Below are 23,398 nucleotides of genomic sequence, written 5' to 3'. Positions count from 1 at the left end.
CCCCGGCAAAAGGATAGGGAGAGTAGGGGAAAATACAATAGGACTGTTATGCTGACCTGTTATGGACTCTGATTTGATGAGGCCAACGCATTTGGCGTATCTTTATGTTTTCTTCTGGTCCATAGAAGAACAAAGATTGTTTTGCCTGCACCCAAGTACTGTAAGGCGGGCAAGAATCATCTATTACGACCGATAGAGTTGATCCAGAGTCGCCCTCCATCGCTCAAGGATAACGTGGCGTCTTATTTTCAGAGTAGGCGTCAGCATGGCATTGTCGATGGTGAAGGCTTCAGGGGCAATGACAAAGCGGCGCACGGTCTCTATGGTGGAGAGTTCCTTATTGACCCTTTCAAGGGCGGCACTGATACGCCGCAGTATTTCCGGTTCCTTGGTCAGTGCAGTCAGATCGGGGGGTACGCCCTTTGCTGCTGCAATAGCACTGATCAATTCTTCACTTGGAACGACAAGGGCAACCAGATGCGGGCGTTTGTCCCCGTAAACCATGGCCTGTGCAATTTCAGGCTCCAATGTCAGGAAACCTTCTATCCTTTGCGGAGATATGTTGTCACCGCCGGAATTGACAATAATATCCTTTTTTCTGTCTGTGATGAAGATGTGTCCTTCCGGGTCGATATGCCCGATATCACCTGTATGAAGCCATCCATCAGGGTCAATAACCGCAGCCGTTGCTTCTGGGTTGTTCCAGTACCCCTGCATGACCATTTCGCCCCTGACGCAAATCTCTCCGTCTTCTGCGATCTTTGCTTCAACGCCATTCAGGGCAGGGCCAACGCTTTCCATTTTTGGATTGTCCGGCGTATTGACTGAAATCAGGGGGCCTGCCTCAGTTTGCCCATATCCTTGAAGAATGCGGATCCCCAAGGCTGTGAAAAAGTATCCGACGTCAGGATTAAGAGGAGCACCGCCTGATACAAAGGCTTTCAGGTGCCCGCCGAAGCCTGCTGCAATTTTCCGTCGTACAAGAAGTGTACAGATTACATTTATCAGGATTTCCACGGGGCCAAGTCGTGCTTTATGGCAATAACGTTTTGTGCCCAGACTAAGGGTCTTGTGAAACAGCCAAGCCTTGATGCCTGAACTTTTTTCTGCCGATCGCAGCATTTTTGTACGCATGACTTCATAAATGCGCGGTACGGCGGCCATAAGGGTTGGCTTTGCTGCGGCCATATTGCGGCCAAGCGCATCAATACTTTCTGCGTAATAGATTTGCGCCCCGATCGAAACTGGAAAAAATTGCCCCGCGCTGTGCTCATAGGCATGGCTGAGTGGCAGGAAGGAAAGAAAGCGTTCTTGCCCCAATCCCAGCTTGACCAGAACATCATGGGCGCCCCTGCAATTGGCAAGAATAGAGGCATGGGATAGCATAACCCCCTTGGGTGCCCCACCGGTTCCGGATGTATAGATGATACAGGCTGTATCTGTACGTTGCGGCAGGGTTGGCAAGGAAAGATGCTGTTTCGTGGTTCCTTGTGCAATTAAGTCGTCCCAAAAGAACAGCGAAACCCCCGGATTCTGCTTCAGATCCCCCGCGTTGATCAGGATAACATGCGGCGGGTGTGCGATGTGGGCTGCTGCGTGTAGCAGAGGTCGCATCAGCCGACCGCTGGAAACAATAACGGCGCGGGCGCCTGAATCGGTTAACACATGCCTGTGATCATTCGGTGTATTTGTTGTGTAGGCTGGGACGGAAATGGCACCGGCGGCCATGATGGCCAGATCGCCAAGGCACCATTCCGGACGGTTTTCCGAGACCAAGACAACGCGGTCACCAGTTTTGATTCCAATCTCAGTCAGTCCATGGGCTAGGGATCGCACTGTTACGGCTGCTTCTTCCCAGCTTATCGGGCAGTAAGATCCCTTGACCACTCTCCACAGAAAGGGGGCAGGACCAAAGAATGCGGCCTGTTCGAAGAACATGGAAACCAGACTGGTTGTGGTTTCATAATTGACGGCACGTCCCCTCAAATGCCTTCTCCTGATGGGCCGGTTCTTTTGTCCGGTCTTGTAGAAATCCTCGAGTCTCGGCACACTGGGTGCCATAAACTAGGCGGCAGCACCACAACGGGCTTACTGTGTGTGGGAGCTGTCGTCATCTTTTTGTTCCGCCCCATGAAACGGGGATCATAAGGAGATAATGGGATGTTGCCAATCATCAACCGTGACAGTGAGGGAACGGGTTCTGCAGCCCATAGCGGGGTACCGGAATGGGATCTGTCAGATTTGTACCCGGGCCGTGATTCAGCTGAATTGGCAGCGGATCTTAGTCAGGTTGACACGCAATCCAAATATTTTGAAGCTAGTTATCAGGGAAAAGTTGGTGCGCTCAGTGCGGCCCATTTTGGGGCGGCTATTGTTGAGTATGAAGCCTTGTGTGAAACCCTGTACCGTATTTTGTCATATGCCCAGCTTCTGCATGCCGGTCATGTAACAGATCCTGAAACAGGACGGTTTGTTCAGGATATCAACGAGAAGGCAACCGAGGTTCAGACCAGAACGCTTTTCTTTGTTCTGGAAATCAATCGCATGGATGATGATGCATTAGCTGCACGGTTGGCGGAAGATCCGGTGGTTGCGCGGTATGCTCCCTGGATCCGGGATGTCCGCCTGAGCAAGAACCACCAGCTTTCCGATGAACTGGAGAAGCTGTCGAGTGAGAAGGGGATTACAGGCGCTGGGGCCTGGGTTCGTCTATTTGACGAAACCATGGCGTCGCTGCGGTTTCCTACTGATGGCAAGGACCTGACTATCACCGAAGCCACTCATCTGCTGGGTGAAACCGATCCACAGCGCCGGAAGAGTGCCGCTAAAAGTATCGGTCAGGTTCTGGGTGATAATATTCGTCTGTTCGGGCTGATTACAAATACTCTGGCCAAGGACAAGGAAATTGATGACCGCTGGCGTGGTTACAAAAGCCCTATGGCTGCCCGTAATCTTGCCAATCAGGTTGAAGAACCTGTTGTCGATGCCTTGGTTTCTGCCGTGCAGGATTCCTTTCCGCGCTTGTCACATCGGTATTATGCGATGAAGGCCAAGTGGTTCGGTGTTGATGTTCTGGATTACTGGGATCGTAATGCGCCGGTACCAGGGGACAGCAGCCGGACCTGGAGCTGGAAGGAAGCAGCGGACTTTGTTCTTGCTGCCTACGGGCGTTTTTCTCCCGAACTAGCCGCTGTCGGACAGCGTTTTTTTGATAATGCATGGATTGATGTGCCTGCACGTCCGGGCAAGGCATCTGGTGCCTTTGCTCATCCAACAGTTCCCAGCGTACATCCTTATCTTCTTCTCAATTTTATGGGAAGAGGGCGTGATGTCATGACCTTGGCCCATGAACTGGGACATGGTTGCCACCAGATTTTGGCTGGCCGTCAAGGCTGCTTTATGTCTGACACGCCATTGACCTTGGCCGAGACTGCTTCTGTTTTCGGGGAAATGTTGACATTCCGCGCCATGCTGGATGCCGAGACTGATGCAAGACGTCGCCGTTTTCTGCTGATTGCCAAAGTGGAAGACATGTTGAATACCGTTGTGCGTCAGATAGCTTTCCACGAATTCGAGAGAAGAGTGCACAGCGAGCGTCGTTCAATAGGAGAGGTGTCGACAGACAGGATTGGCGAGATCTGGATGCAGACCCAGGCCGAGAGTTTGGGGCCAGCTTTCCGCTTTGATGCGGAATACCAGCATTACTGGGCTTACATTCCACACTTTGTCCATACGCCATTCTACGTCTACGCCTATGCGTTTGGTGATTGTCTGGTGAACAGTCTGTATCGTGTTTACGAGCAAGGCATGCCGGGTTTTCAGGACAAATACCTGAACATGCTGTCCGCAGGAGGAACACTGCGTCATCGGGAATTGCTGGAACCCTTTGGCCTTGATGCGTCTGATCCCGGCTTCTGGGCAAAAGGATTGTCTGTGATCGAGGGCTTTATTGACGATCTTCAGGCTATGGATTGATTACAAGAAAGGCCGCTGTCCGCAGCGGCCTTTTTACCAAGAAAACTGTGCAGGAAAAACTAGAGTTCGATGTCCTCATCCCGCGTGTCCGCTTTTGGCTTGCTGCGGAGGAATGCAGGAATTTCTTCTTCCTGTTCCTTACGGGTGTGGTGCTCAACTCTTTCTTCCGGCTCGTTGCCGTAGTCAACCTGCGGAACGGTGCCGCCGGCACGACGTGGAGCTAGGGCAATTTCTTTTTCTAGGTCTGCTTCGGAGCACATGCCAAGAATAACCGGATTACGCGGTTTGATGGCCGTGGCATTCCAGTGTGTCTTGCTTCTGACTGACTCAATAGTCGGCTTTGTGGTGCCGATCAATTTGCAGATCTGGGCATCAGACAGTTCAGGGTGATGCTTCAGGATCCAGGCAATGGCATCCGGGCGGTCATGCCGCTTTGACACAGGTGTATAACGTGCTCCCTTGGAGCGGGCCTGAGGGCGCGGAATATCAGATGCCGAAAGTTGCAGGCGCAGGGCATCGTCTTTCTCACAGCGGGCAATTTCGGCCCGCGTCAACTGACCATTGGCGATGGGGTCAAGACCGACGATTCCGCCAGCTACCTCACCGTCGGCAATGGCCTGGACTTCCAGTTCGTGCATTCCACAGAAGGCGGCAATTTGCTCGAACGAGAGGCATGTATTTTCTACCAGCCAGACGGCCGTTGCCTTCGGCATGAGAGGCAGCGCCATTGTGTTGTCCCTTTCGGATGTGTCTTTGAACGGTAAGCGTCGTGCTTCTTTACGGGAAATTGCAGCCCCGGACAAGGGGTGTGCCCCACTGCAGGACGAATTAGGGAAAAATATGGAGTGTTTGGGGGGATTTGCCAAGACTGTATTATCTTAAATTGTTTGATAGCACTATTTTCCCTTCATGGGTGCGGCTCTCCATAAGGCGGTGGGCATTTGCAGCCTGTTCCAACGGAAATGTGCTGTGCAGCAGGGGACGGATGTCTCCCTTCAGGACCCGGGGCCATAGCTGTTGTCGAATCGTCTCTGCCATTCTGGCTTTTGCGGTAGTGGACTGTGAACGTAGGGTAGATCCACTCAGGGTCAGCCTTTTCAGCATGACGGGCATAAGGTCCAACTCAACCCTTGATCCCTCCAGAAAGGCAATGTTGATATGCCTTCCGTCCGGATTCATAAGGCGGATATCTTTCTGGATCCGTTCGCCCCCGGCCATGTCTAGGATGACGTCTACGCCGCGGCCTGCTTTCTTGATGACTGCGGTGTAATCTTCATTGCGCCAGTTTATGGCAAGATCTGCCCCCAGCCGGAGGCATGTGGCGCATTTGTCTTCTGATCCTGCTGTTGCATACACCATCGCCCCAATGGAGCGGGCAACTTGTATCGCTGTTGTTCCGATACCCGAGGCGCCCCCATGGACTAGAAAGACTTCACCAGGTCTAAGCTGTCCACGTTCAAGGACATTATGGAATACCGTGAACAAGGCCTCTGGAAGAGCTGCTGCTTCTTCTGCCTTCAGTGTACCAGCTACGGGAAGGCACAGGGTGCTGTCTGCCACGGCATATTCGGCATATCCACCCCCTGCCACCAGTGCGGCTACGCTTGTACCGGGCAGGGGCCAAGATACATCCGGTCCGGTCGCAACAACGGTGCCGGATACTTCCAGCCCGGGTATATCCGATGCATCCGGCGGAGGCGGATATTTTCCCTCCCGTTGCAGGACGTCCGGACGATTGACCCCTGCATAATCGACTTTCACCAAGACCTGCCCTGCATTGAGGGTTGGAATGGTGCGTGTTGCCAAGCGCAGGACATCCGGATCACCGGGAGTGGAAATTTCTATACAGCGCATGAGGTCGGGCTGTGACATGAGAAAAGAGAGTCCTGATGAAAGTGGAAGGTTTGCGGTGCTGTCAGGGTCTGATACTTTCTTGTCCATGTGCGATACGGGGGAGTAACCGTGATGGACATGGATGATCCTCTTTCACAAGCGGCCCTGATCTGTTTTCCTGATCTGGGTGCCATGAGTATAGAGCAGTTACAGGATTATATCACGACCCTTGAGGCAGAGGTTGTGCGTGTGCATGGGGTTATCGAGAACAAGGTTTCAGCTAGGCAGGCTGCCGAGACCTTGTTCAGGTCCGGGGGGGGCCTGACAAGAGTCCGACTGAACAAGAAAAGGGGGAGGGGGTTATGCTCAAGGGTAAATCGGCGGTGGTGACGGGATCAACCAGCGGCATAGGGCTTGGAATAGCTTCAAGCCTGGCGGCCCAAGGTGTGCGTGTTATGCTCAACGGTCTTGGTGACGCTGCTGCCTTGGAAAGAACAAGAGGTGAGCTGGAGGGGCGCTACAAGGTGGATGTGCGTCTTTGTCCAGCTGACCTGTCCAAACCAAGCGAGTGCTCGCTTCTGGTTGATGAGGCGATCAAGGCTTTTGGAAGCGTTGATATCGTGGTCAACAATGCAGGAATCCAGTTTGTCTCAGCTGTAGAGGCCTTTCCTGTCGAGAAGTGGGAGCAAATTCTCTCTGTCAATCTTTCGTCTGCTTTTCATATCATCCGGACGGCATTGCCGGGCATGAAGAAAAACAGGTGGGGCCGTATCATCAATATTGCATCGGCGCACGGTCTGGTAGCTTCTGTCAATAAGGCGGCCTATGTGGCGTCCAAGCATGGTCTGGTCGGATTGACCAAGGTTGTGGCCCTAGAAAATGCCGAGGGCCATATTACCTGCAATGCTATTTGTCCAGGGTGGGTGCGTACGCCGCTGGTTGAGCCGCAGATCGAGGCCAGAGCCAAAGCTATCGGTGGGACGCTGGACGATGGTGTTCGTTCCCTTGTCGGTGAGAAGCAGCCCTCCATGAGATTTTCTGCACCGGAAGATATTGGAGCTTTGGCTGCATTCTTGTGTTCGGATGCTGCTCATAACATCACGGGTACGACCCTGTCGGTCGATGGGGGCTGGACGGCCCAGTAACCTGTCCACGCAATCTGTGTATAACTCTGTTGATTTATCCTGTTTCACTCTGAAATGACTTGTTTTCTACGGTATGCCTTAAAAATAGGCAGTGGTGTCGCGCCTGTTGGCTAAGGTTGCCGCTGTTATGAGTGCTATTGCCAGTTTTTTCCGGGAAGCGAGGTGCACCCATGCAGGATATTTTGAGGCAACTTGAAGACAAGCGGTCTGCTGCCTGTATGGGGGGTGGGCAGGAACGTGTCGATAATCAGCACAAGAAAGGCAAGCTAACAGCGCGGGAGCGGCTTGCGGTTCTTCTTGATGCTGGTTCTTTTGAAGAATGGGATATGTTCAAGGAACATCGGTGTACCAACTTTGGTATGGCCGAGGTAGATCCTGTTCCCGGTGATGGTATTGTAACCGGGTACGGGACGATCAATGGCCGTGTTGTCTTTGTGTTCAGTCAGGATTTTACGGTCTTTGGTGGTTCCCTTTCAGAAACACATGCCGAGAAAATCTGCAAGATTATGGATCAGGCAATGCGTGTTGGTGCGCCGGTTATCGGGCTGAATGACTCGGGTGGGGCACGTATCCAAGAAGGGGTGAACAGCCTTGCCGGCTACGCGGATGTGTTCCAGCGCAACGTCTTGGCTTCCGGCGTTATTCCGCAGATTTCCGTTATCATGGGCCCCTGTGCCGGTGGGGCTGTCTACTCGCCTGCGATGACTGACTTTATCGCAATGGTCCGGGGAACATCCTACATGTTTGTAACAGGTCCGGATGTTGTCAAGACCGTTACACATGAAACCGTGACCGCCGAAGAGCTTGGGGGAGCTGCAATCCATACGGGGCGGTCAGGGGTTGCAGACCTAGCGTTTGAAACAGATGTTGAGGCGTTGCTCGAAGTGCGACGGTTGATTGATTTCCTCCCATCAAGCAACCGTGTCGGCGCGCCGGAATGTCCAACGCAGGACCCTGTGGACAGGGCTGAGCCCTCGCTTGATACGCTTGTGCCGTCAAATCCACATGCTGCCTATGATATGCGGGAGTTGATTACCAAAGTGGTGGACGAGGGTGATTTTTATGAGATTGCCCCTGATCATGCCCGCAACATCATGACAGGATTTGCTCGCTTAGATGGACAAACCATTGGGTTGGTTGCCAATCAACCTCTTGTCTTGGCCGGTTGCCTCGACATTGACAGTGCCTGCAAGGCCGCACGCTTTGTCCGTTTCTGTGATTCCTTTCATATTCCTTTGGTTACATTCGTTGATGTGCCGGGTTTTTTACCCGGCACATCCCAAGAGCATGGGGGAATTATCAGGCACGGAGCCAAGCTATTGTACGCTTATGCCGAGGCAACGGTTCCCAAGGTAACGGTCATTACCCGTAAGGCATATGGCGGGGCATATGATGTTATGGCATCCAAGCATCTGCGTGGTGATGTCAATTATGCTTGGCCGACGGCCGAAATTGCGGTGATGGGGCCCAAGGGGGCTGTTGAGATTATTTTTCGTCATGAGCGTGATGATGATGAAAAAATACAGGCTCGCACAGATGAGTATCGCCGCACATTTGCCAACCCTTTCGTTGCCAGTGCTCGCGGTTTTATTGACGATATCATCATGCCACATGCAACACGGAAGCGTTTGTGTCGATCACTGTCTATGCTGCGGGGAAAGAAGATAGAAAATCCATGGCGCAAACACGGCAATATCCCGCTTTGAAATGGACATGTGACGAATAGGGGGGGGAGCATGTTCAGAAAAATTCTGGTTGCAAACCGTGGTGAAATTGCCTGCCGCATTATTCGTACTGCTCGCAAAATGGGCGTTGCGACCGTTGCCGTTTATTCCGAAGCTGACGCAGGTGCCCTTCATGTCGATATGGCGGATGAGGCGGTATGCATTGGTCCTGCCCCAGCGCGGCAGAGCTATCTGGTGATTGATCGTATCGTCCAAGCTTGTCGTGATGTCGGAGCGGACGCCGTTCATCCCGGGTATGGCTTTCTTTCGGAGAACAGTGTTTTTCCTGAGGCTCTACAGAAAGAAGGTATAGTCTTTATAGGTCCGCCAGTTGAGGCCATCCGTTTGATGGGAGATAAGATTCGATCCCGGGAGCTGGCTAGGAAAGCTGGACTTTCTGTCATACCTGGTTATGACGGAGCGGTGTCAACAGAGGATCGTGCGGTTGGTATTGCAAGGGATATTGGGCTGCCCATCATGATCAAGGCCTCTGCCGGCGGGGGCGGCAAGGGTATGCGTATCGCACATACCGAAGCGGACGTCCGGGAGGGCTTCCGTCGTGCCGCTTCTGAAGCCCGCTCTGCTTTTGGCGATGATCGTCTACTGCTCGAAAAGTATATCAGCAATCCACGGCACATAGAGATCCAGATTCTCAGCGATGGTGAAACCTGTTTGCATGTTTATGAACGGGAATGCTCTATCCAGAGACGTCACCAGAAGGTAATAGAGGAGGCACCCTCTCCTTTTCTGGACGGTCCCCTGCGGCAGGCCATGGTTCATCAGGCTGTGGTGTTGGCCCGGTCAGTTGGCTATCGCTCTGCAGGAACGGTTGAGTTTATTGTCGATGAACAACGTCAATTCTATTTTCTTGAGATGAATACCCGTCTTCAGGTTGAGCATCCGGTTACAGAATGTGTGACCGGCCTGGACTTGGTTGAGTGGATGATACGAATTGCAGCCGGGGAACGTTTGACCCTGTCCCAGGACGAGATTGTCCTGAAGGGTTGGGCGATGGAAAGTCGTATCTATGCTGAAGATCCTGGGCGTGGATTCGTCCCTTCGAGTGGTCGTCTGGTTCGTTACCGCGAACCAGAGCCGGAAACAGGGGTCAGGGTTGACAGTGGTGTTCGTGAAGGTGGGGAGATTTCTGTCCACTATGACCCCTTGGTTGCCAAGCTGGTGACGTGGGGGCAGGACAGGGATGCCGCTCTTCGTGGTATGCAGACTGCACTCGGGGGAGTCTACATTCGGGGCATTACCAGTAACATCCCATTTTTGTGCTCTATTGTACGTCACGAGACGTTCAGAAATGGTGCTTGTACCACAGGTTTTCTGGATGTGCACGGGCGGGAGATTGTGTCAACGGCTCCATCTTCTGCTTACAGGGTTACGATGGCTTGTATCATGGCTGTTGCTCATCGTTTGTACGCAGAAAGGGTATTTCTGTTTCCCGGTCAACATGGAAACCCGTCCAAAAAGGTGACAGGCGACAGTATTGTTGTTCGTTTTTTTGGTTCATGTGATCTGGAGGTTAAGCTTGAGCGTCAGTCGTGCGTCGAAGGATTAAATGCTTGGTCCGTTTTTTGTGGGGGGCATGCTCACCATGTTGTATCGGGGTGGCAGGTTGGTGATCCCATATGGCACGGCACGGTGAATGGAAAAAGTGTTGTGGCGCAGGTGGAACGTAAAGGTACGTCTTTTCAGATGCATCTTGATGGATTCTGTGCCGATATTATCGTTCTTGAACCGCATGTTGCTGCGCTGAATCGTATGATGCCCTCTCGTGCCAAGCCTGATCTTTCCAGATTTCTGCTATCACCAATGCCGGGATTTCTGATCAGCATTGATGTGTCCGAGGGGCAGACTATAAAAGCCGGGGAAAGATTGGCTGTTGTCGAAGCGATGAAGATGGAAAATGTCCTGCGTGCCGAACAGGATGCAACCGTCAAAAAGATTCATGTCACTGCTGGTGGTTCTGTCTCGGTTGATCAGGTGATTATGGAATTTTCATAACTGATACCCATATGTATACATTAAGATCTACCCGGGCTTGAATTTCGCACAATATTTGCCGTTTCTTGACAATGTGTCGCGCACATCGGAATGACGCTGGTCAGGCGCACAAACAGCCTTTACAGTCAGGCAGTTCTGACTCGCAAACATCTGGTTCGGGCTGTGATGAAAACTCCGAATGAAAACCTTGACGATCTCGCCCTTTACTATCACCGCTCGCCGCGACCAGGAAAGATTGCCGTTGTTGCGACCAAGCCAATGGCAACCCAGCGTGATTTGGCCTTGGCCTATTCGCCGGGGGTTGCTGCGGCGTGTCGGGCAATCGTGGATAATCCTGCTGCTGCCTATGATGTGACATCACGGGGCAATATGGTTGCTGTCGTGACCAATGGCACCGCTGTTTTGGGCTTAGGGGCAATCGGCCCCTTGGCTGCCAAGCCGGTGATGGAGGGCAAGGCAGCCCTTTTCAAGAAATTTGCGGGTATCGATGCGTTTGACATAGAGATCAACGCTGAGACAGCCGACGATATGGTGCGCATTATTGCCGCATTGGAACCGACCTTTGGTGCTGTTAATCTGGAAGATATCAAGGCCCCTGAATGCTTTGAGGTTGAGACCCGGTTGCGCGGCATGATGGGGATTCCCGTTTTTCATGACGATCAGCATGGTACAGCGATTGTAGTTGGTGCTGCCGTTCACAATGGCTTGCACTTGGTCGGAAAAAAGATTGAAGACATAAAGCTGGTATCGACTGGCGGCGGTGCTGCTGGTCTGGCCTGTCTCAATCTTCTGGTTGGTATGGGGTTAAAGCGCGAGAATGTCACGCTGTTCGACAAGTTTGGTCTGGTGTATGCGGATCGTGTGGAGGATATGAATCCTCACAAATCGGTCTATGCTCGGTCTGATTTGCCACGTTCGACCACGTTAGGTCAGGCGATGGAAGGGGCTGATGTATTCCTTGGGCTTTCCGGTCCTGGCGTCCTTGCCAAGGATATGGTTGCAGGAATGGCGCCCCGGCCAATTGTTATGGCGCTGGCCAATCCCACACCCGAGATCATGCCCGATGAGGTGAAAGCGGTAAGGGATGATGCCATTATCGCTACGGGACGGTCTGATTATCCCAACCAGGTCAATAATGTTTTGTGCTTTCCTTTTATTTTCAGAGGGGCGCTGGATGTTGGGGCAACAGATGTCAACATGCCCATGCAAATTGCCTGTGTGGAAGCCATTGCAGAACTGGCACGCTCTGAAACGCATGATGTCGTGGCCAGCGCCTATGTTGGGGAGAAGCTGGGTTTCGGGGCTGAATACATTCTTCCAAAGCCGTTTGATCCCCGCCTGATACAGGTTATCGCCCCGGCAGTTGCACGGGCGGCCATGGAGACAGGCATTGCAACCCGCCCCATTGCTGATCTGGAGCGGTATCGGCAGGATCTTGGGCAGTATGTTTTTCGTTCTGGCCAGACAATGCGCCCGGTTATGGATCGGGCCCGGCAGGAATGTCGCCGTGTTGTTTATGCAGAAGGTGAGGATGATCGCGTTCTTCGTGCAGCTCAAGCCGCTCTGGATGAGCGTGTTGCGCGCCCTCTGTTAATCGGTCGTCGTTCAGCCATTTTAGATCAGATCGCCAATCTGGGTTTGCGGATGCGCCCGGACAAGGATATCGAAATTATCGAAATTATAAGGGATCCCCGCTATCACAACTTTTCAGATGCGTATTGGAGATTGATGCGTCGGAAAGGTGTTTCGCCTGAGCACGCCCGTATGTTGGTTCGTTCAAACTCCACCATTTTTGCGGCCATGATGGTGCGACGTAACGAAGCTGACGCCATGATCTGCGGGACGGCAGGGCGTTATGTCGAGCATTTGACAAATTTGCGCGATGTTCTGGGGTTGCGTGAAGGCGTTGCTGTCTGCGCATCCATGAATGCGGTTATTCTGGAGAAAGGTACTTTCTTCATTGCGGATACCAACGTTAATCATGATCCGACAGCGGAGGAACTCTGCGCCATTACCTTGATGGCTGCGGATGAGGTTCGCCGCTTTGGTATCGAGCCGAAAGTGGCTTTGTTGTCACATTCGAATTTCGGGACGTCCAACAGCCCTTCAGCCCTGAAAATGCGTAAGGCCTTGGAACTTGTTAACCAAGCAGCCCCTGATTTGGAAATAGAGGGAGAAATGCACGCGGATTCTGCTCTATCTGAAAGCATACGTGAACGTATATTTCCGGGTAGTCGCCTGAATGGGCAGGCAAACCTGCTGATTGCACCTTCTGTTGATGCGGCCAACATTTCCTTTAATATGATCAAAGTGTTGGGGGATGGGTTGCCTTTAGGGCCAGTCTTGTTGGGACTTGGGCATCCTGCACATATCGTAACGCCATCAGTTACAGTGCGCGGTCTGTTAAATATGACGGCTCTTTCGGTTGTTGATGCTCAGATTTTTGCCGCCAAGAAACAGGAGTAAGCTCTAAAAGGGCTTTTATGGACAGCGAGAGACAGCGCATAGCACAATATAGCGCTCGGGCTTGTCGCCATATCTGCGGGGTGTTGTTGCCTGGCTGTGTCACCAGTCAGTTCTGCCGGTAGCGTCTCGTCCCTTTTAGGGGGGTTGTGTGCATGAAGGCTAGTGACCAGGTGCTCCGGTCTGCACGGATCGTCGTTGTTGACGATACGCCGGCGAATGTTCTTCTGCTTCAGGCAATGCTGGAGGCAGATGGATATGAGGCTGTCGAGGGGTTTACAGATCCAGTTGCCGCTCTTGATGCAATCTTGAAAGCACCACCGGATCTGGTTCTTCTCGATATTCGCATGCCCTTCATGGATGGGCACCAAGTTATGGCGCGAATTACCAGCGAAATAAAAGAGTACCTGCCCATTATTGTTTTAACGGCGCAAACTGACGAGGAAACACGGATTAAGGCATTGTCTGGTGGGGCAAAGGACTTTCTATCCAAGCCATTTGATCAGGCCGAGGTTCTACATCGCATTCGAAATACGCTGGAAACCAAGCTGGTTTATAACGAGCGCCGTGAACATGCCTCTCTTCTGGAAGAGGTCGTAAGCGAGAGAACGCAGGAGCTGGCTCATATGGCCAGCCATGATCTGATTACCGGTCTTCCGAATCGTGCATCCATACGGCGTGATGTCGCCCGAATGGAAGGTAAGGGTAAGGGTCTTGTCATGCTGGTTGCCATTGAACGTCTGGGCAATGTCAGCGATGTCATGGGGCCTGCTGTTGGGGAAATGGTGTTGCGATCCTGCGCAGAAGAGTTGCGCGATCGCATGCCAAAAGATTCACTGATGGGGTACTGGGGTGGTTCTGATTTCTTTGTGTATGTTCCTGGTGGTGACATTGATATTTGTGTTCGCAAGGTTCTGGAGTATTTCTCTCAACCCCTTGTCTACGATGGGGTAGAGGTTGTTCTGGATGCCCGCATCGGCACGTGTGCCTACCCTGATGATGGTGTTGAGGCTGACCGTTTGGTCCAACGTGCAGGGCTTGCAATGATTACGGGTCGTCGGCACGGTGTTGACCACTATCCATTCAGCGTTGCCTTGGAAGAAGAAGCGGCAAAACGTCATGGCATTGAGCGTGAGCTGAGAAGAGCTGTCGAACGTAATCAGTTACAACTCTACTATCAGCCAAAGCTTAGACTCAGTGACGGTGTTGCCATCGGGATGGAGGCATTGGTCCGCTGGATTCATCCCGAAATGGGGTTTGTATCTCCGGGGCAGTTTATCCCTGTTGCGGAAGAAACAGGTGCAATTGTTCCGGTAGGTGAATGGGTTCTGAGGCAGGCCATGATTGATTGCACGGCTTGGCGTAAGAAGGGTTATGATATCGTCGTTGCGGTTAACGTGTCCGGCCGTCAGTTTTCTGGCATTGATCTTCCAGGTCTTGTCGAACGCTTTCTTGGTGAAACAGGGCTTGATCCTGTCGGTTTGGAAGTTGAGATTACAGAATCTGCCCTTCTTCATGATCTGGAACAGGCGAAGAATGTTCTTGATGCTATCCGTGAGCTTGGAATTTCCATTGCCCTAGATGATTTTGGTACGGGTTATTCTTCCTTGTCTTATCTACGCCAGCTTCCGTTGACTACCTTGAAAGTGGACCAATCTTTTGTGCGCTATCTGGACCAGAATACGGATGATCAGGCCATGACGCGCACGATCGTCAAGATGGCGCACGGCCTTGGCCTCAAGGCAGTTGCCGAAGGGATTGAAAGCGAATTTCACGCCAACTTTCTACGAGATATTGATTGTGAGATCGGCCAAGGCTACCTGTTTGCCAAGCCAATGCCGGGCTCAGCATTCACAGATTGGGTGAATGTAAAGCCTACACAAAAGTTTGCTGCCTCATGATTCGTGAGGCGTAACCCTCCACTCCCAATCGGTTCTTTCTGTGGTGTCCTTAATCTCGACGCCGGCAGCCAGAAGTTCCCCTCTTATTTGGTCTGCACGCGAAAAGTCTCTTAGTGCACGGGCTTCGGTACGTTCGGCGATTTTTTGTATAATTGCCTCTTCGCTTATGGATGCGGACAGTGGGCGTACGGAGAGCGCATCCGGGTCGGTATCCAGAAGCTTTGTTCCAAGAACAAGATCCACCAGCGCAACTAGGCGAATGACTGCCTGTGGGGTCAGGTCTGGATCGTCCAGGATTTTTCCCATTATAACCAGAACTTCCGGGGTGTGGAGGTCATTGGAGAGTGCTTGGTCTACAGCAAGGATATAATTACGTTCCTCTTCTGTAGCCTCATTCATTAGTCGTTCGATCAGGAACGTGAACGGCCCCCCGCTCTGGAAGTGCGCATCATGCGTAACAGCCTTGGCCAGTTGCAGGGTTTCATTATCCGCGTTTTCTTTGATCCGTGCTATCCGTAGCAACATCCGGCGCAGGTGTGCACGGGTTCCGGCAAGAGCCTCCCACGAAAACTCAATACTCGAGCGATACGACGCGCCCAGCAGAAACAGCCTGTAAACAAGCGGATGAATGCCACGGTCAACAAGGCTCTGAAGTGTCAAGAAGTTGCCACTTGACTTTGACATCTTCTCGTCCCCGCTTTCTGCGCGCAGAACAAGAAACTCATTGTGCATCCACCAGTTCGCGCCCGGATGACTACATTGGCTGTAGCCTTGGTTCTGGGCAATTTCATTGCAGTGATGAACGCTGCGGTGGTCAATGCCGCCCGTATGAATATCAAATGTCTTTCCCAGATACTTTGCCGCCATGACAGAGCATTCCAGATGCCACCCGGGCGCGCCTGTTCCCCACGGAGACTGCCATTCCATCAATCGTTTTACGTTGGTGGGGCTTTTTCTCCAGACAGCGAAGTCTGAAAGGTTCTTTTTGCCACCATAAGCGACACGCTTTCCGGCTTCCTGTCCCTCTATATTGAGCAATCCCAAACGCCCATATTCCGGAACTTTTGATGAATCAAAATACAGGCCATCTTCCAGCATGTATGTTGTGCCATTCCGTTCCAGAACCTTGGCGAAAGCAATCATTTCCTGGATATGGTCTGTCGCTTTCGACCACAGGGACGGGGGCAGGATATTAAGGCGTTGCAAATCGTTTTTGAAGGCAAGGGTATAGTGTGCCGCAATGTCCCATACAGACTTTTGGTCCCGGGTTGCGGCGGCCTCCATCTTGTCATCGCCCTCATCGGCATCGGACGTCAGGTGGCCAACATCAGTGATATTGATGACATGCGTTACGTCATAGCCCTTCCACGCCAAGGTACGGCGCAGGACATCAACAAAGACATAAGCCCTGAGGTTGCCAATATGAGCATAGTTGTAAACAGTTGGCCCGCAGGAGTAGACACGCACATGATCGGGGTCAATCGGCGTGAATTCGCGCAGTTCACGTCCAAGGGAATTAAAGAGATGCAATGTCTTCGAGATCATGGGGCAATCAATCATATGCATGGCTGTATCAAAGCATGCACCATGCCACGCCAGTACGCATTCGCCAAGATCCGGAATAGCCGATAACGTGGCTTTTTGTTCTTCTGGCTTGCCATTTAACGCCGTATCTGTTAGATGACACTGCGAACTATTTTCATTGCCTTGATGGCTGGGCGTACCGTTCTGTGTGAATTGCGCCGGTATCTTTTCAGGGCAGCTGTGCCTATCTTTTATGGACGGGAGTACCGTAATGTTCACTGCCCGCTCTTTGCCTAGTGCTGTTTCGTTTGCAGCGATTCTTCTGTTTTCCTGTTCATCACTGGCTGGGGAAGTGAATGTCTATTCGGCTCGTCAGCCTTTCCTGATCGAGCCCATGCTTAAGGCATTTACTGACAAGACCGGCATTCGGGTCAATACAGTCTTTGACAAGAAAAGTATAGAAGAACGCTTGAAGGCGGAGGGGCCGGGAAGTCCCGCTGATCTGGTATTGACCGTTGATATCGGGCGGTTGAATGACTTGGTCGTGGCCGGTGTGGCGCAGCCTGTTCTGACGGATACACTGAAAGATAACATCCCGGAACAGTATCACGCTCCTGATGGAGCTTGGTGGGCCCTGACATCCCGTGCAAGGGTTTTGTATGTTTCCAAAGACCGTGTTCAGCCTGGTGAAATTTCTTCTTATGCCGAACTGGCCGATCCCAAGTGGAAAGGGCGCATTTGCACGCGTCCCGGCGACAGTGACTATCATGTTGCTCTTACGGCAGCCATGATTGCTCATAAGGGGATTGATGCAACACGCAACTGGTTGAATGGCCTGAAGGCCAATCTTGCGCGTAAGCCTCAAGGTAATGATCGCTCCCAAGTCAAGGCTGTAAAAGAGGGCGTTTGTGATATTGCCATAGGTAATACCTATTACATGGCTGCGATGATGAAGGACCCTGAACAACGAGCTTGGGCAGAAGCTGTGCGGATTGTTTTTCCGGACCAGAAAGGGAACGGGACGCATGTGAATGTGTCGGGTATGGTCCTGACCAAATCCGCCCCGAACCGCGAGAATGCCATTCAGCTTATGGAATTCTTGTCATCAGACGAGGCACAAAGAATGTATGCCGAGATTAACAACGAGTATCCCGTCAAGCCCGGTGTGGAATGGTCTGCAACCGTTCGTGCATGGGGTGACTTCAAGGCCGATATAGTCCGCTTGGCTGAAGTCGCGGGTTATCGCACCGATGCGTTGAAGCTGATTAATGAAGTTGACTTCAACGCCGGGGCATAATGCGCGCGTATCCTGTTGTGCCTGACGCGACCAAGGGAGCCGGGTGGACTGCGTCCATCCGGGCCTTTTTTGTTCCAAACTATTGGCTTATTGGCAGTTTTGCCGTGGCCTGCATTGTCTTGTTGCCCGTTGTGTCCGTTATGTATCTTGCCTTTTTCCCGGTTGAGAACATATGGCCGCATCTTTTTGATACTGTTCTGTTCGGTTATATTCGCAATACGCTTTTGCTGATGATTGGTGTTGGAACCGGGACGTTTCTGATTGGTACATCAACGGCATGGCTTGTTACAATGTGCCGTTTTCCCGGTCGTGCCGTGCTTGAGTGGGCGTTGCTTTTGCCATTGGCTGTTCCGGCTTTTGTTCTTGCCTATGTCTATACCGATCTTCTGGAATATGCAGGGCCTGTGCAGATAGCTCTTCGGGCCCTGTTTGGTTGGCAGTCTGCCCGGGATTACTATTTCCCAGATGTTCGCTCCTTGGGTGGGGCTGTCTTGATGATGACATTGGTCCTTTATCCGTATGTTTATCTTCTGGCACGTTCGGCTTTTCTTGATCAGTCCGTTGCGGTGATGGAGGCATCCCGGACCTTGGGATGCACCCCGTGGCAAAGTTTCTTTCGTATAGCCTTGCCGATGGCGCGTCCCTCTCTGGTCGTTGGATTGGCTTTGGCCCTGATGGAGACGCTGAATGATTTTGGAACCGTCGATTTTTTTGCGGTCAGAACATTAACGGCAGGAATTTTTAATGTCTGGCTTCTTATGGGTAATCTGGGTGGCGGTGCTCAGGTTTCCCTCGTTCTTCTATTCTTTGTGGTGTCCCTGATTGTCCTAGAGAGATATGGACGGCGTGGTCGTCGTTATCATGATCTGTCAACTCGCCGTATGTCTTTAGTTCGGTTCTCCTTATCGGGTATACGGCGGTGGATGGCACTTCTGATATGTGCGCTGCCTGTTGTTCTTGGTTTTATTATACCAGCCCTTCAGCTTCTTTTTTTTGCGGTCAAGCGCTTTGAAGAAAGCTGTACTCCTCAATTTGTTGATTATGCTTTGAACAGCTTGCTGGTGTCGTCTGTTGCTGCGGCAGTGGCAACTCTCCTTGCTTTGTTCATGGGATATGCAGGCACTATCCGTCGGGGACGGAAGCTGGCTTCTTTCTTCGTACAGGCAGCATCTTTGGGGTATGCCATTCCAGGGGCGGTTCTGGGCGTTGGCATTCTGGTGCCGGTTGGTTATTTCAATACAGCCTTGCAGGAGTGGGTTTCCGGAACATTTGGTATTTCTATGGGGCAGATCCTGTCTGGGTCTTTTATTGGTCTCGTTGTGGCATATGTGATTCGCTTTCTGGCGCTTTCTCTTGGCACGGTGCAGGCAGGCTTTGGTCGTATCCGGCCTTCTCTGGGAATGGCGGCCCGAACGCTTGGTTATTCACCGCGCCGTGTTCTTTGGTCTGTTCATGTCCCTATGCTAAGGGGCAGCCTTTTGACAGCGGTTCTTCTGGTATTTGTTGATTGCATGAAGGAACTGCCGGCAACCTTGCTCCTTCGTCCTTTCAATTTTGAAACCTTGGCAACGCACGTTTACCAGTTTGCTAGCGAAGAAATGCTGGAACAGGCCGCGTTAGCTTCCCTAGCTATCGTTCTTACCGGTATCGTGCCTGTGATTATTCTTAGCCTGTCCATATCAAGTACTCGGCGCAGAAAAGATGCAGTCTAGTACTTTGACTTCCATGTCAGAACAAGCTCTGCCTCTGTTCGTTTGGCGGCCATCAGCCATGCTTGCACATTATTCCGGACCGGCTCTGTTCGTTGCTCTGTCATTGACATGCCGTCGTACAAAGATCTTTCCTTTTGATCATCGCTCATGATGCACCAAGCAAGCTGCCTTCCGCTGTCAGCCCGGATTGTTCCCGCCAAGGCACGGCCATAGTAAATGGTTCCAGTTTTTGCGTGCAGGGGTGATGAGCTTTCCGGCAACTCATCGGGCTTCCCAAAGGGGATTAGTTTCAGGCTGGGAAGCAAAGTTGACAGCAGCTTGCCGTTAACGCGTGTCGTTGCCATGTAACGAACCATTGCAGCGCATTGTCCCGGCGACATGCGGGCCTCGGACGACAGACCGGACGCATTGGGAAGTTCTGCGTTTGTCCATGAGACGTGAGGCATGACATCCCTAACCTTTGACAGCAGTACGCTTGCAGATTTCTCCAAAGTGCTTTCACCGGTTACGGAGAGCGACATCATTTCAAAAGCCATATTATTGGAGTAGTGAAAAGCGCGGCTGATTGCTGTGTGCAGGCTATCTCCTAGATAGGATGCTAATTCTGTCCCATTCGGAATGGAGTCAATGCGCTCGGGGGCTGACATTTTGATGCCGTTCTTTTCAGCCACAGCACGAAAGACAGCGGCGGCAAAGGGGCCAGGGTTATTGACTGGCAACCATTCGCGGCTTCTGTCTGTATCCGCTGATTCAAGCAGTTGTGAACTGACGGGAAGAGGGCGGAGAGGAATCTCTGTTCCCTCTGCCTGACCATTTCTCCAAGCTACCTTATAGCGATTGAAATTGATAGATAATCCTGAAATTCCAGGATTGTAGGGTGCATCGGCAGGCTGCTTGGCATTGATGGCATGATGATGAGGAAGGGCGCCATCATAAAAGAGGAAGCTACCACTTATACTTTTAATCCCTTTCTTTTTCAAATCACTAACGATTCTTTCCGCAGCAGGTGTGTCAAACATCGGATCTCCGCTGCCGACAAGGACCAAGTTCCCACGTACAACGCCCTTATTCACAGGACCCGTTGCAATAATACGGGTCTTGGGTCTTTTTGTTACATCAGTCAGGCTTGTCAGGGCGATGAGAGAAGGGATCTTGGCTACGGAGGCTGGTATGAAGGTTTCCCGCGCTTGTTCTGCATCCAGTACTGCCCCTGTTTTGATATCAATCAGTACATAACCTGTTCGCAGCCTCTTTCTAATTTCCTCTGCTTTCGTGACCAAGGACGGTTCTGCTTTCTCGGAGATATCACCACCTTCCACGTATGCATCGGTATTGCTTGAAGCAGCCAGCGAGGTTCCGGCAAGAAGCCAGATCAGGGTGCTTATGCTCAAGAAGCGGGTCCAAGTCATGTGCCGCATTTTTTCCATGGTCCAATGTCAAGGTGGAGGTGGTCGTGGTGATCCCTATCAGAGTTTGGTGTCAGGACCACACTGAACCACTTACAGGCTGATTGGGACAGTTTCCTGAGAAATTCAGTCTTTTTTCCCGCATTGTTCCAGTCCTTGGCAACAGAGATCCGGGTGCCATCCCTGAGTTCAAAAACGCCGATGTCCAGTGCCTTGCCATAGCTATGCTCAGACAGCCGTTTGCGGTTCGAGCTGCGACCCCTGCAGGCATAGGCACCATAGTGGTGGTAGACCTGCACCTCCTGATGAAAGATCTCTCGTGCCAAGGGTTGGATGGAAGCAGCCTCAAAGGCTGAAAAGCGCAAGGCTAACGTACAGTCCATCAGCGCGGGTCTGGACAGGGGAACCTGAGTCCCGGACAGGGAGACGGGTGTTTCAACGGAGCAGCCTGTTTTCATGCCGGGTTTCTTTGCCGCAGTATCAAACGCTGATGCGTGATAGGATAAAGAAACAAGGCAGGCAGAGCCACGTTCCCGGGGAATAATGTGGCTGTTTGTATCACTGCTGCAGGCAGAAAGGACAAGTACGAGCGATATAGCGCCAACAAGGCGGCAAAGTATTCCAGATTGTGTTACGTGGGCACTACAATCCTGTAGCTGTTCTTTTATGTGTGAGAGCACGCCTGCAGATCGGCCTTGCATCCATGGCTCTTGCATGGATTGCCTGCATCGGTTAGGTCTACCGCTTCCCGCTTCTGCTCTGTTGCCTAGGCGATCGTATTCCATGTCCAATCTTTCTCATGCCGTATCCCGGCGGCGCACGTTTGCTATTATTTCGCACCCCGATGCTGGAAAAACAACACTGACTGAAAAGCTGCTCCTGTTTGGAGGTGCGATTCAGATGGCCGGTGCTGTCAAGGCAAGGGGAGAGCAGAGACGTGCCCATTCTGACTGGATGAAGGTCGAACGGGAAAGGGGCATTTCGGTGGCGTCTTCAGTCATGACCTTTGACTACGCAGACTGTACATTCAATCTTCTGGATACGCCGGGTCACGAGGACTTTTCCGAGGATACGTACCGCGTCCTGACAGCCGTTGACAGCGCCGTCATGGTGATCGACGCCGCAAAGGGGATAGAAGAGCAAACCCGCAAGTTGTTCGAGGTTTGCCGTCTGCGTGATGTCCCGATTATGACGTTCATCAACAAGTTGGATAGGGAAGGGCAAGATCCTTTCCACCTGCTTGATGAAATAGAGCAGAGTTTGGCACTGGATGTAACGCCTGCCTCATGGCCGATCGGAATGGGAAAGGCCTTTCTGGGGTGTTATGACCTCTGGAAGGATCAGTTAATTCTGATGGAGCGTTCAAAGGGAGGAATGCCTGGGCTTGGGGCGCCCTGTACCGGTCTGGATGACCCCGAGCTGGATCGGCAACTGCCAGCCTTGGCCGTAGAGGCTTTGCGGCATGATGTTGAAATGGCTCGTGCTCTTTGCAAGCCATTTGATATCCAAGCATATCGTGAAGGGCATATGACGCCGGTCTTTTTTGGATCAGCAGTCAATAATTTTGGTGTTCGGGAGCTTCTGGACGGCTTGGCGGGTCAAGCTCCCCCCCCTCGGCCCCAGCCTTGTGTTGAGCGCCCGATCATGCCGACAGAGCCGCATGTCACGGGCGTTGTCTTCAAGGTGCAGGCTAATATGGACCCAAGGCACCGGGATCGCATAGCCTTTGTCAGGCTGGCGTCTGGTCACTTCAAGAGAGGGATGAAGCTCAAGCACGTGCGTTCCGGCAAGATCATGACCATGCATAATCCGGTCATGTTTCTGGCGCAGGATCGCGGATTGGCTGAGGAAGCGTTCCCCGGCGATATCATTGGCGTTCCCAATCACGGCAATCTGGCTATCGGTGATGCCCTGACAGAGGGAGAGGAGCTGCATTTCACCGGTATTCCCCGCTTTGCTCCTGAGCTTTTGCAGAAAGTCCGTCCGCGCGATCCCTTGCGTGCAAAACACTTGGGCAAGGCCTTGCTTCAGCTGGCTGAAGAGGGAGCCGCTCGTGTCTTCAAGCCTCGCTTCGGTGCGGACTGGATTGTTGGCGTGGTCGGGGCCTTGCAGTTTGAAGTGATGGCGGATCGTATTCGTACAGAATATGAGGTACCGGTCATTTTTGAACCAACGTCTTTGTTTACAGCTCGCTGGGTTGAGAGCACAGATCCTGTAGCCTTGAAAAAAATGATTGATGCCAACCAAGCTTCAATAGCGGATGATCATGAGGACCAGCCTGTTTTCCTTGCCCGCAATGCGTGGCATCTGGATCGTACGGCAGAAGACCATCCTGACGTCCGTTTTCTGAAAACAAAGGGGTAGCTGGAAAGGAATACGCCGGAGATCTTAGTATGGCTCCCGGC

Annotated in this window: 16 protein-coding genes; 10 read left to right on the top strand and 6 right to left on the bottom strand. The window is 52.1% G+C overall.

The features are described from left to right. Positions 1-183 precede the first annotated feature (183 nt). Entirely contained in the window at positions 184-1,986 is a 1,803-nt protein-coding gene (locus AY555_RS09035) for an AMP-dependent synthetase/ligase (protein ID WP_322099081.1), read from the bottom strand. 174 nt (positions 1,987-2,160) lie between these two features. Between AY555_RS09035 and AY555_RS09030 the strand changes: the two genes are divergently transcribed. Next, positions 2,161-3,975, top strand: a complete 1,815-nt coding sequence (locus AY555_RS09030; RefSeq protein ID WP_066135830.1) for a M3 family oligoendopeptidase — start codon at positions 2,161-2,163, stop codon at positions 3,973-3,975. A gap of 59 nt (positions 3,976-4,034) precedes the next feature. On the opposite strand, the gene AY555_RS09025 is transcribed toward AY555_RS09030, so the two are convergent. Beyond that, entirely contained in the window at positions 4,035-4,703 is a 669-nt protein-coding gene (locus AY555_RS09025; protein ID WP_066135827.1) for a DUF1013 domain-containing protein, read from the bottom strand. Positions 4,704-4,848: 145 nt separating this feature from the next. Continuing rightward, a complete protein-coding gene (locus AY555_RS09020) occupies positions 4,849-5,847 on the bottom strand; it encodes an NAD(P)H-quinone oxidoreductase (RefSeq protein ID WP_066135824.1) in 999 nt (332 codons plus the stop codon). 93 nt (positions 5,848-5,940) lie between these two features. Between AY555_RS09020 and AY555_RS09015 the strand changes: the two genes are divergently transcribed. The 6 genes from AY555_RS09015 (at position 5,941) to AY555_RS08990 (ending at position 15,054) form a co-directional block, all read left to right on the top strand. Then, a complete protein-coding gene (locus AY555_RS09015; protein WP_066135821.1) occupies positions 5,941-6,198 on the top strand; it encodes a DUF1192 domain-containing protein in 258 nt (85 codons plus the stop codon). After that, complete coding sequence (locus AY555_RS09010; protein ID WP_066135818.1) at positions 6,171-6,953, top strand: 3-hydroxybutyrate dehydrogenase; 783 nt, start codon at positions 6,171-6,173, stop codon at positions 6,951-6,953. The genes AY555_RS09015 and AY555_RS09010 overlap by 28 nt, the downstream gene beginning before the upstream one ends. 170 nt (positions 6,954-7,123) lie before the next feature. Continuing rightward, complete coding sequence (locus AY555_RS09005) at positions 7,124-8,659, top strand: acyl-CoA carboxylase subunit beta (RefSeq protein WP_066135816.1); 1,536 nt, start codon at positions 7,124-7,126, stop codon at positions 8,657-8,659. Positions 8,660-8,689: 30 nt separating this feature from the next. After that, positions 8,690-10,690 (top strand): acetyl-CoA carboxylase biotin carboxylase subunit, encoded by a 2,001-nt coding sequence (locus AY555_RS09000; protein WP_066135814.1) that lies wholly within the window; start codon positions 8,690-8,692, stop codon positions 10,688-10,690. A gap of 165 nt (positions 10,691-10,855) precedes the next feature. Beyond that, on the top strand, positions 10,856-13,156 hold the full coding sequence (locus AY555_RS08995; protein ID WP_066136846.1) for an NADP-dependent malic enzyme: 2,301 nt from the start codon (positions 10,856-10,858) through the stop codon (positions 13,154-13,156). 152 nt (positions 13,157-13,308) lie between these two features. Further along, entirely contained in the window at positions 13,309-15,054 is a 1,746-nt protein-coding gene (locus AY555_RS08990) for a putative bifunctional diguanylate cyclase/phosphodiesterase (RefSeq protein WP_082811971.1), read from the top strand. On the opposite strand, the gene cysS is transcribed toward AY555_RS08990, so the two are convergent. Continuing rightward, positions 15,049-16,857 (bottom strand): cysteine--tRNA ligase, encoded by a 1,809-nt coding sequence (gene cysS, locus AY555_RS08985; protein WP_245176919.1) that lies wholly within the window; start codon positions 16,855-16,857, stop codon positions 15,049-15,051. The genes AY555_RS08990 and cysS overlap by 6 nt on opposite strands. On the opposite strand from cysS, the gene AY555_RS08980 reads away from it, so the two are divergent. After that, positions 16,850-17,875, top strand: a complete 1,026-nt coding sequence (locus tag AY555_RS08980) for a Fe(3+) ABC transporter substrate-binding protein (RefSeq protein WP_066135806.1) — start codon at positions 16,850-16,852, stop codon at positions 17,873-17,875. The two genes, cysS and AY555_RS08980, sit on opposite strands and share 8 nt — an antisense overlap. Beyond that, entirely contained in the window at positions 17,875-19,587 is a 1,713-nt protein-coding gene (locus AY555_RS08975; protein WP_066135803.1) for an ABC transporter permease, read from the top strand. Before AY555_RS08980 ends, AY555_RS08975 begins: the two co-directional genes overlap by 1 nt. Here AY555_RS08975 and AY555_RS08970 read toward each other — a convergent pair. Both AY555_RS08970 and AY555_RS08965 read right to left on the bottom strand, forming a co-directional pair. Further along, positions 19,584-20,996 (bottom strand): D-alanyl-D-alanine carboxypeptidase, encoded by a 1,413-nt coding sequence (locus tag AY555_RS08970; protein WP_066135800.1) that lies wholly within the window; start codon positions 20,994-20,996, stop codon positions 19,584-19,586. The genes AY555_RS08975 and AY555_RS08970 overlap by 4 nt on opposite strands. After that, a complete protein-coding gene (locus tag AY555_RS08965; protein ID WP_066135798.1) occupies positions 20,993-21,694 on the bottom strand; it encodes an extensin-like domain-containing protein in 702 nt (233 codons plus the stop codon). The genes AY555_RS08970 and AY555_RS08965 overlap by 4 nt, the downstream gene beginning before the upstream one ends. An 82-nt stretch (positions 21,695-21,776) precedes the next feature. Here AY555_RS08965 and AY555_RS08960 point away from each other — a divergent pair, with 82 nt between their 5' ends. After that, positions 21,777-23,357 (top strand): peptide chain release factor 3, encoded by a 1,581-nt coding sequence (locus AY555_RS08960; RefSeq protein WP_066135796.1) that lies wholly within the window; start codon positions 21,777-21,779, stop codon positions 23,355-23,357. Positions 23,358-23,398 lie beyond the last annotated feature (41 nt).

Source organism: Haematospirillum jordaniae (assembly GCF_001611975.1).
In the GTDB taxonomy this organism is placed as follows: Bacteria; Pseudomonadota; Alphaproteobacteria; order Rhodospirillales; family Rhodospirillaceae; genus Haematospirillum; species Haematospirillum jordaniae.
This window is presented reverse-complemented; position numbering and strand designations above follow the sequence as displayed.

What these genes read in the sequence shown, in the direction of transcription:
- AY555_RS09005 (WP_066135816.1), top strand. Translation starts at nt 7,124, where the DNA reads ATGCAGGATATTTTGAGGCAACTTGAAGACAAGCGGTCTGCTGCCTGT.
- AY555_RS08975 (WP_066135803.1), top strand. Translation starts at nt 17,875, where the DNA reads ATGCGCGCGTATCCTGTTGTGCCTGACGCGACCAAGGGAGCCGGGTGG.
- AY555_RS08960 (WP_066135796.1), top strand. Translation starts at nt 21,777, where the DNA reads ATGTCCAATCTTTCTCATGCCGTATCCCGGCGGCGCACGTTTGCTATT.
- AY555_RS09025 (WP_066135827.1), bottom strand. Translation starts at nt 4,703, where the DNA reads ATGGCGCTGCCTCTCATGCCGAAGGCAACGGCCGTCTGGCTGGTAGAA.
- AY555_RS08965 (WP_066135798.1), bottom strand. Translation starts at nt 21,694, where the DNA reads ATGCAAGGCCGATCTGCAGGCGTGCTCTCACACATAAAAGAACAGCTA.
- AY555_RS08995 (WP_066136846.1), top strand. Translation starts at nt 10,856, where the DNA reads ATGAAAACTCCGAATGAAAACCTTGACGATCTCGCCCTTTACTATCAC.
- AY555_RS09015 (WP_066135821.1), top strand. Translation starts at nt 5,941, where the DNA reads ATGGACATGGATGATCCTCTTTCACAAGCGGCCCTGATCTGTTTTCCT.
- AY555_RS09010 (WP_066135818.1), top strand. Translation starts at nt 6,171, where the DNA reads ATGCTCAAGGGTAAATCGGCGGTGGTGACGGGATCAACCAGCGGCATA.
- AY555_RS09030 (WP_066135830.1), top strand. Translation starts at nt 2,161, where the DNA reads ATGTTGCCAATCATCAACCGTGACAGTGAGGGAACGGGTTCTGCAGCC.
- AY555_RS09000 (WP_066135814.1), top strand. Translation starts at nt 8,690, where the DNA reads ATGTTCAGAAAAATTCTGGTTGCAAACCGTGGTGAAATTGCCTGCCGC.
- AY555_RS08980 (WP_066135806.1), top strand. Translation starts at nt 16,850, where the DNA reads ATGTTCACTGCCCGCTCTTTGCCTAGTGCTGTTTCGTTTGCAGCGATT.
- AY555_RS09020 (WP_066135824.1), bottom strand. Translation starts at nt 5,847, where the DNA reads ATGTCACAGCCCGACCTCATGCGCTGTATAGAAATTTCCACTCCCGGT.
- AY555_RS08970 (WP_066135800.1), bottom strand. Translation starts at nt 20,996, where the DNA reads ATGACTTGGACCCGCTTCTTGAGCATAAGCACCCTGATCTGGCTTCTT.
- AY555_RS08990 (WP_082811971.1), top strand. Translation starts at nt 13,309, where the DNA reads ATGAAGGCTAGTGACCAGGTGCTCCGGTCTGCACGGATCGTCGTTGTT.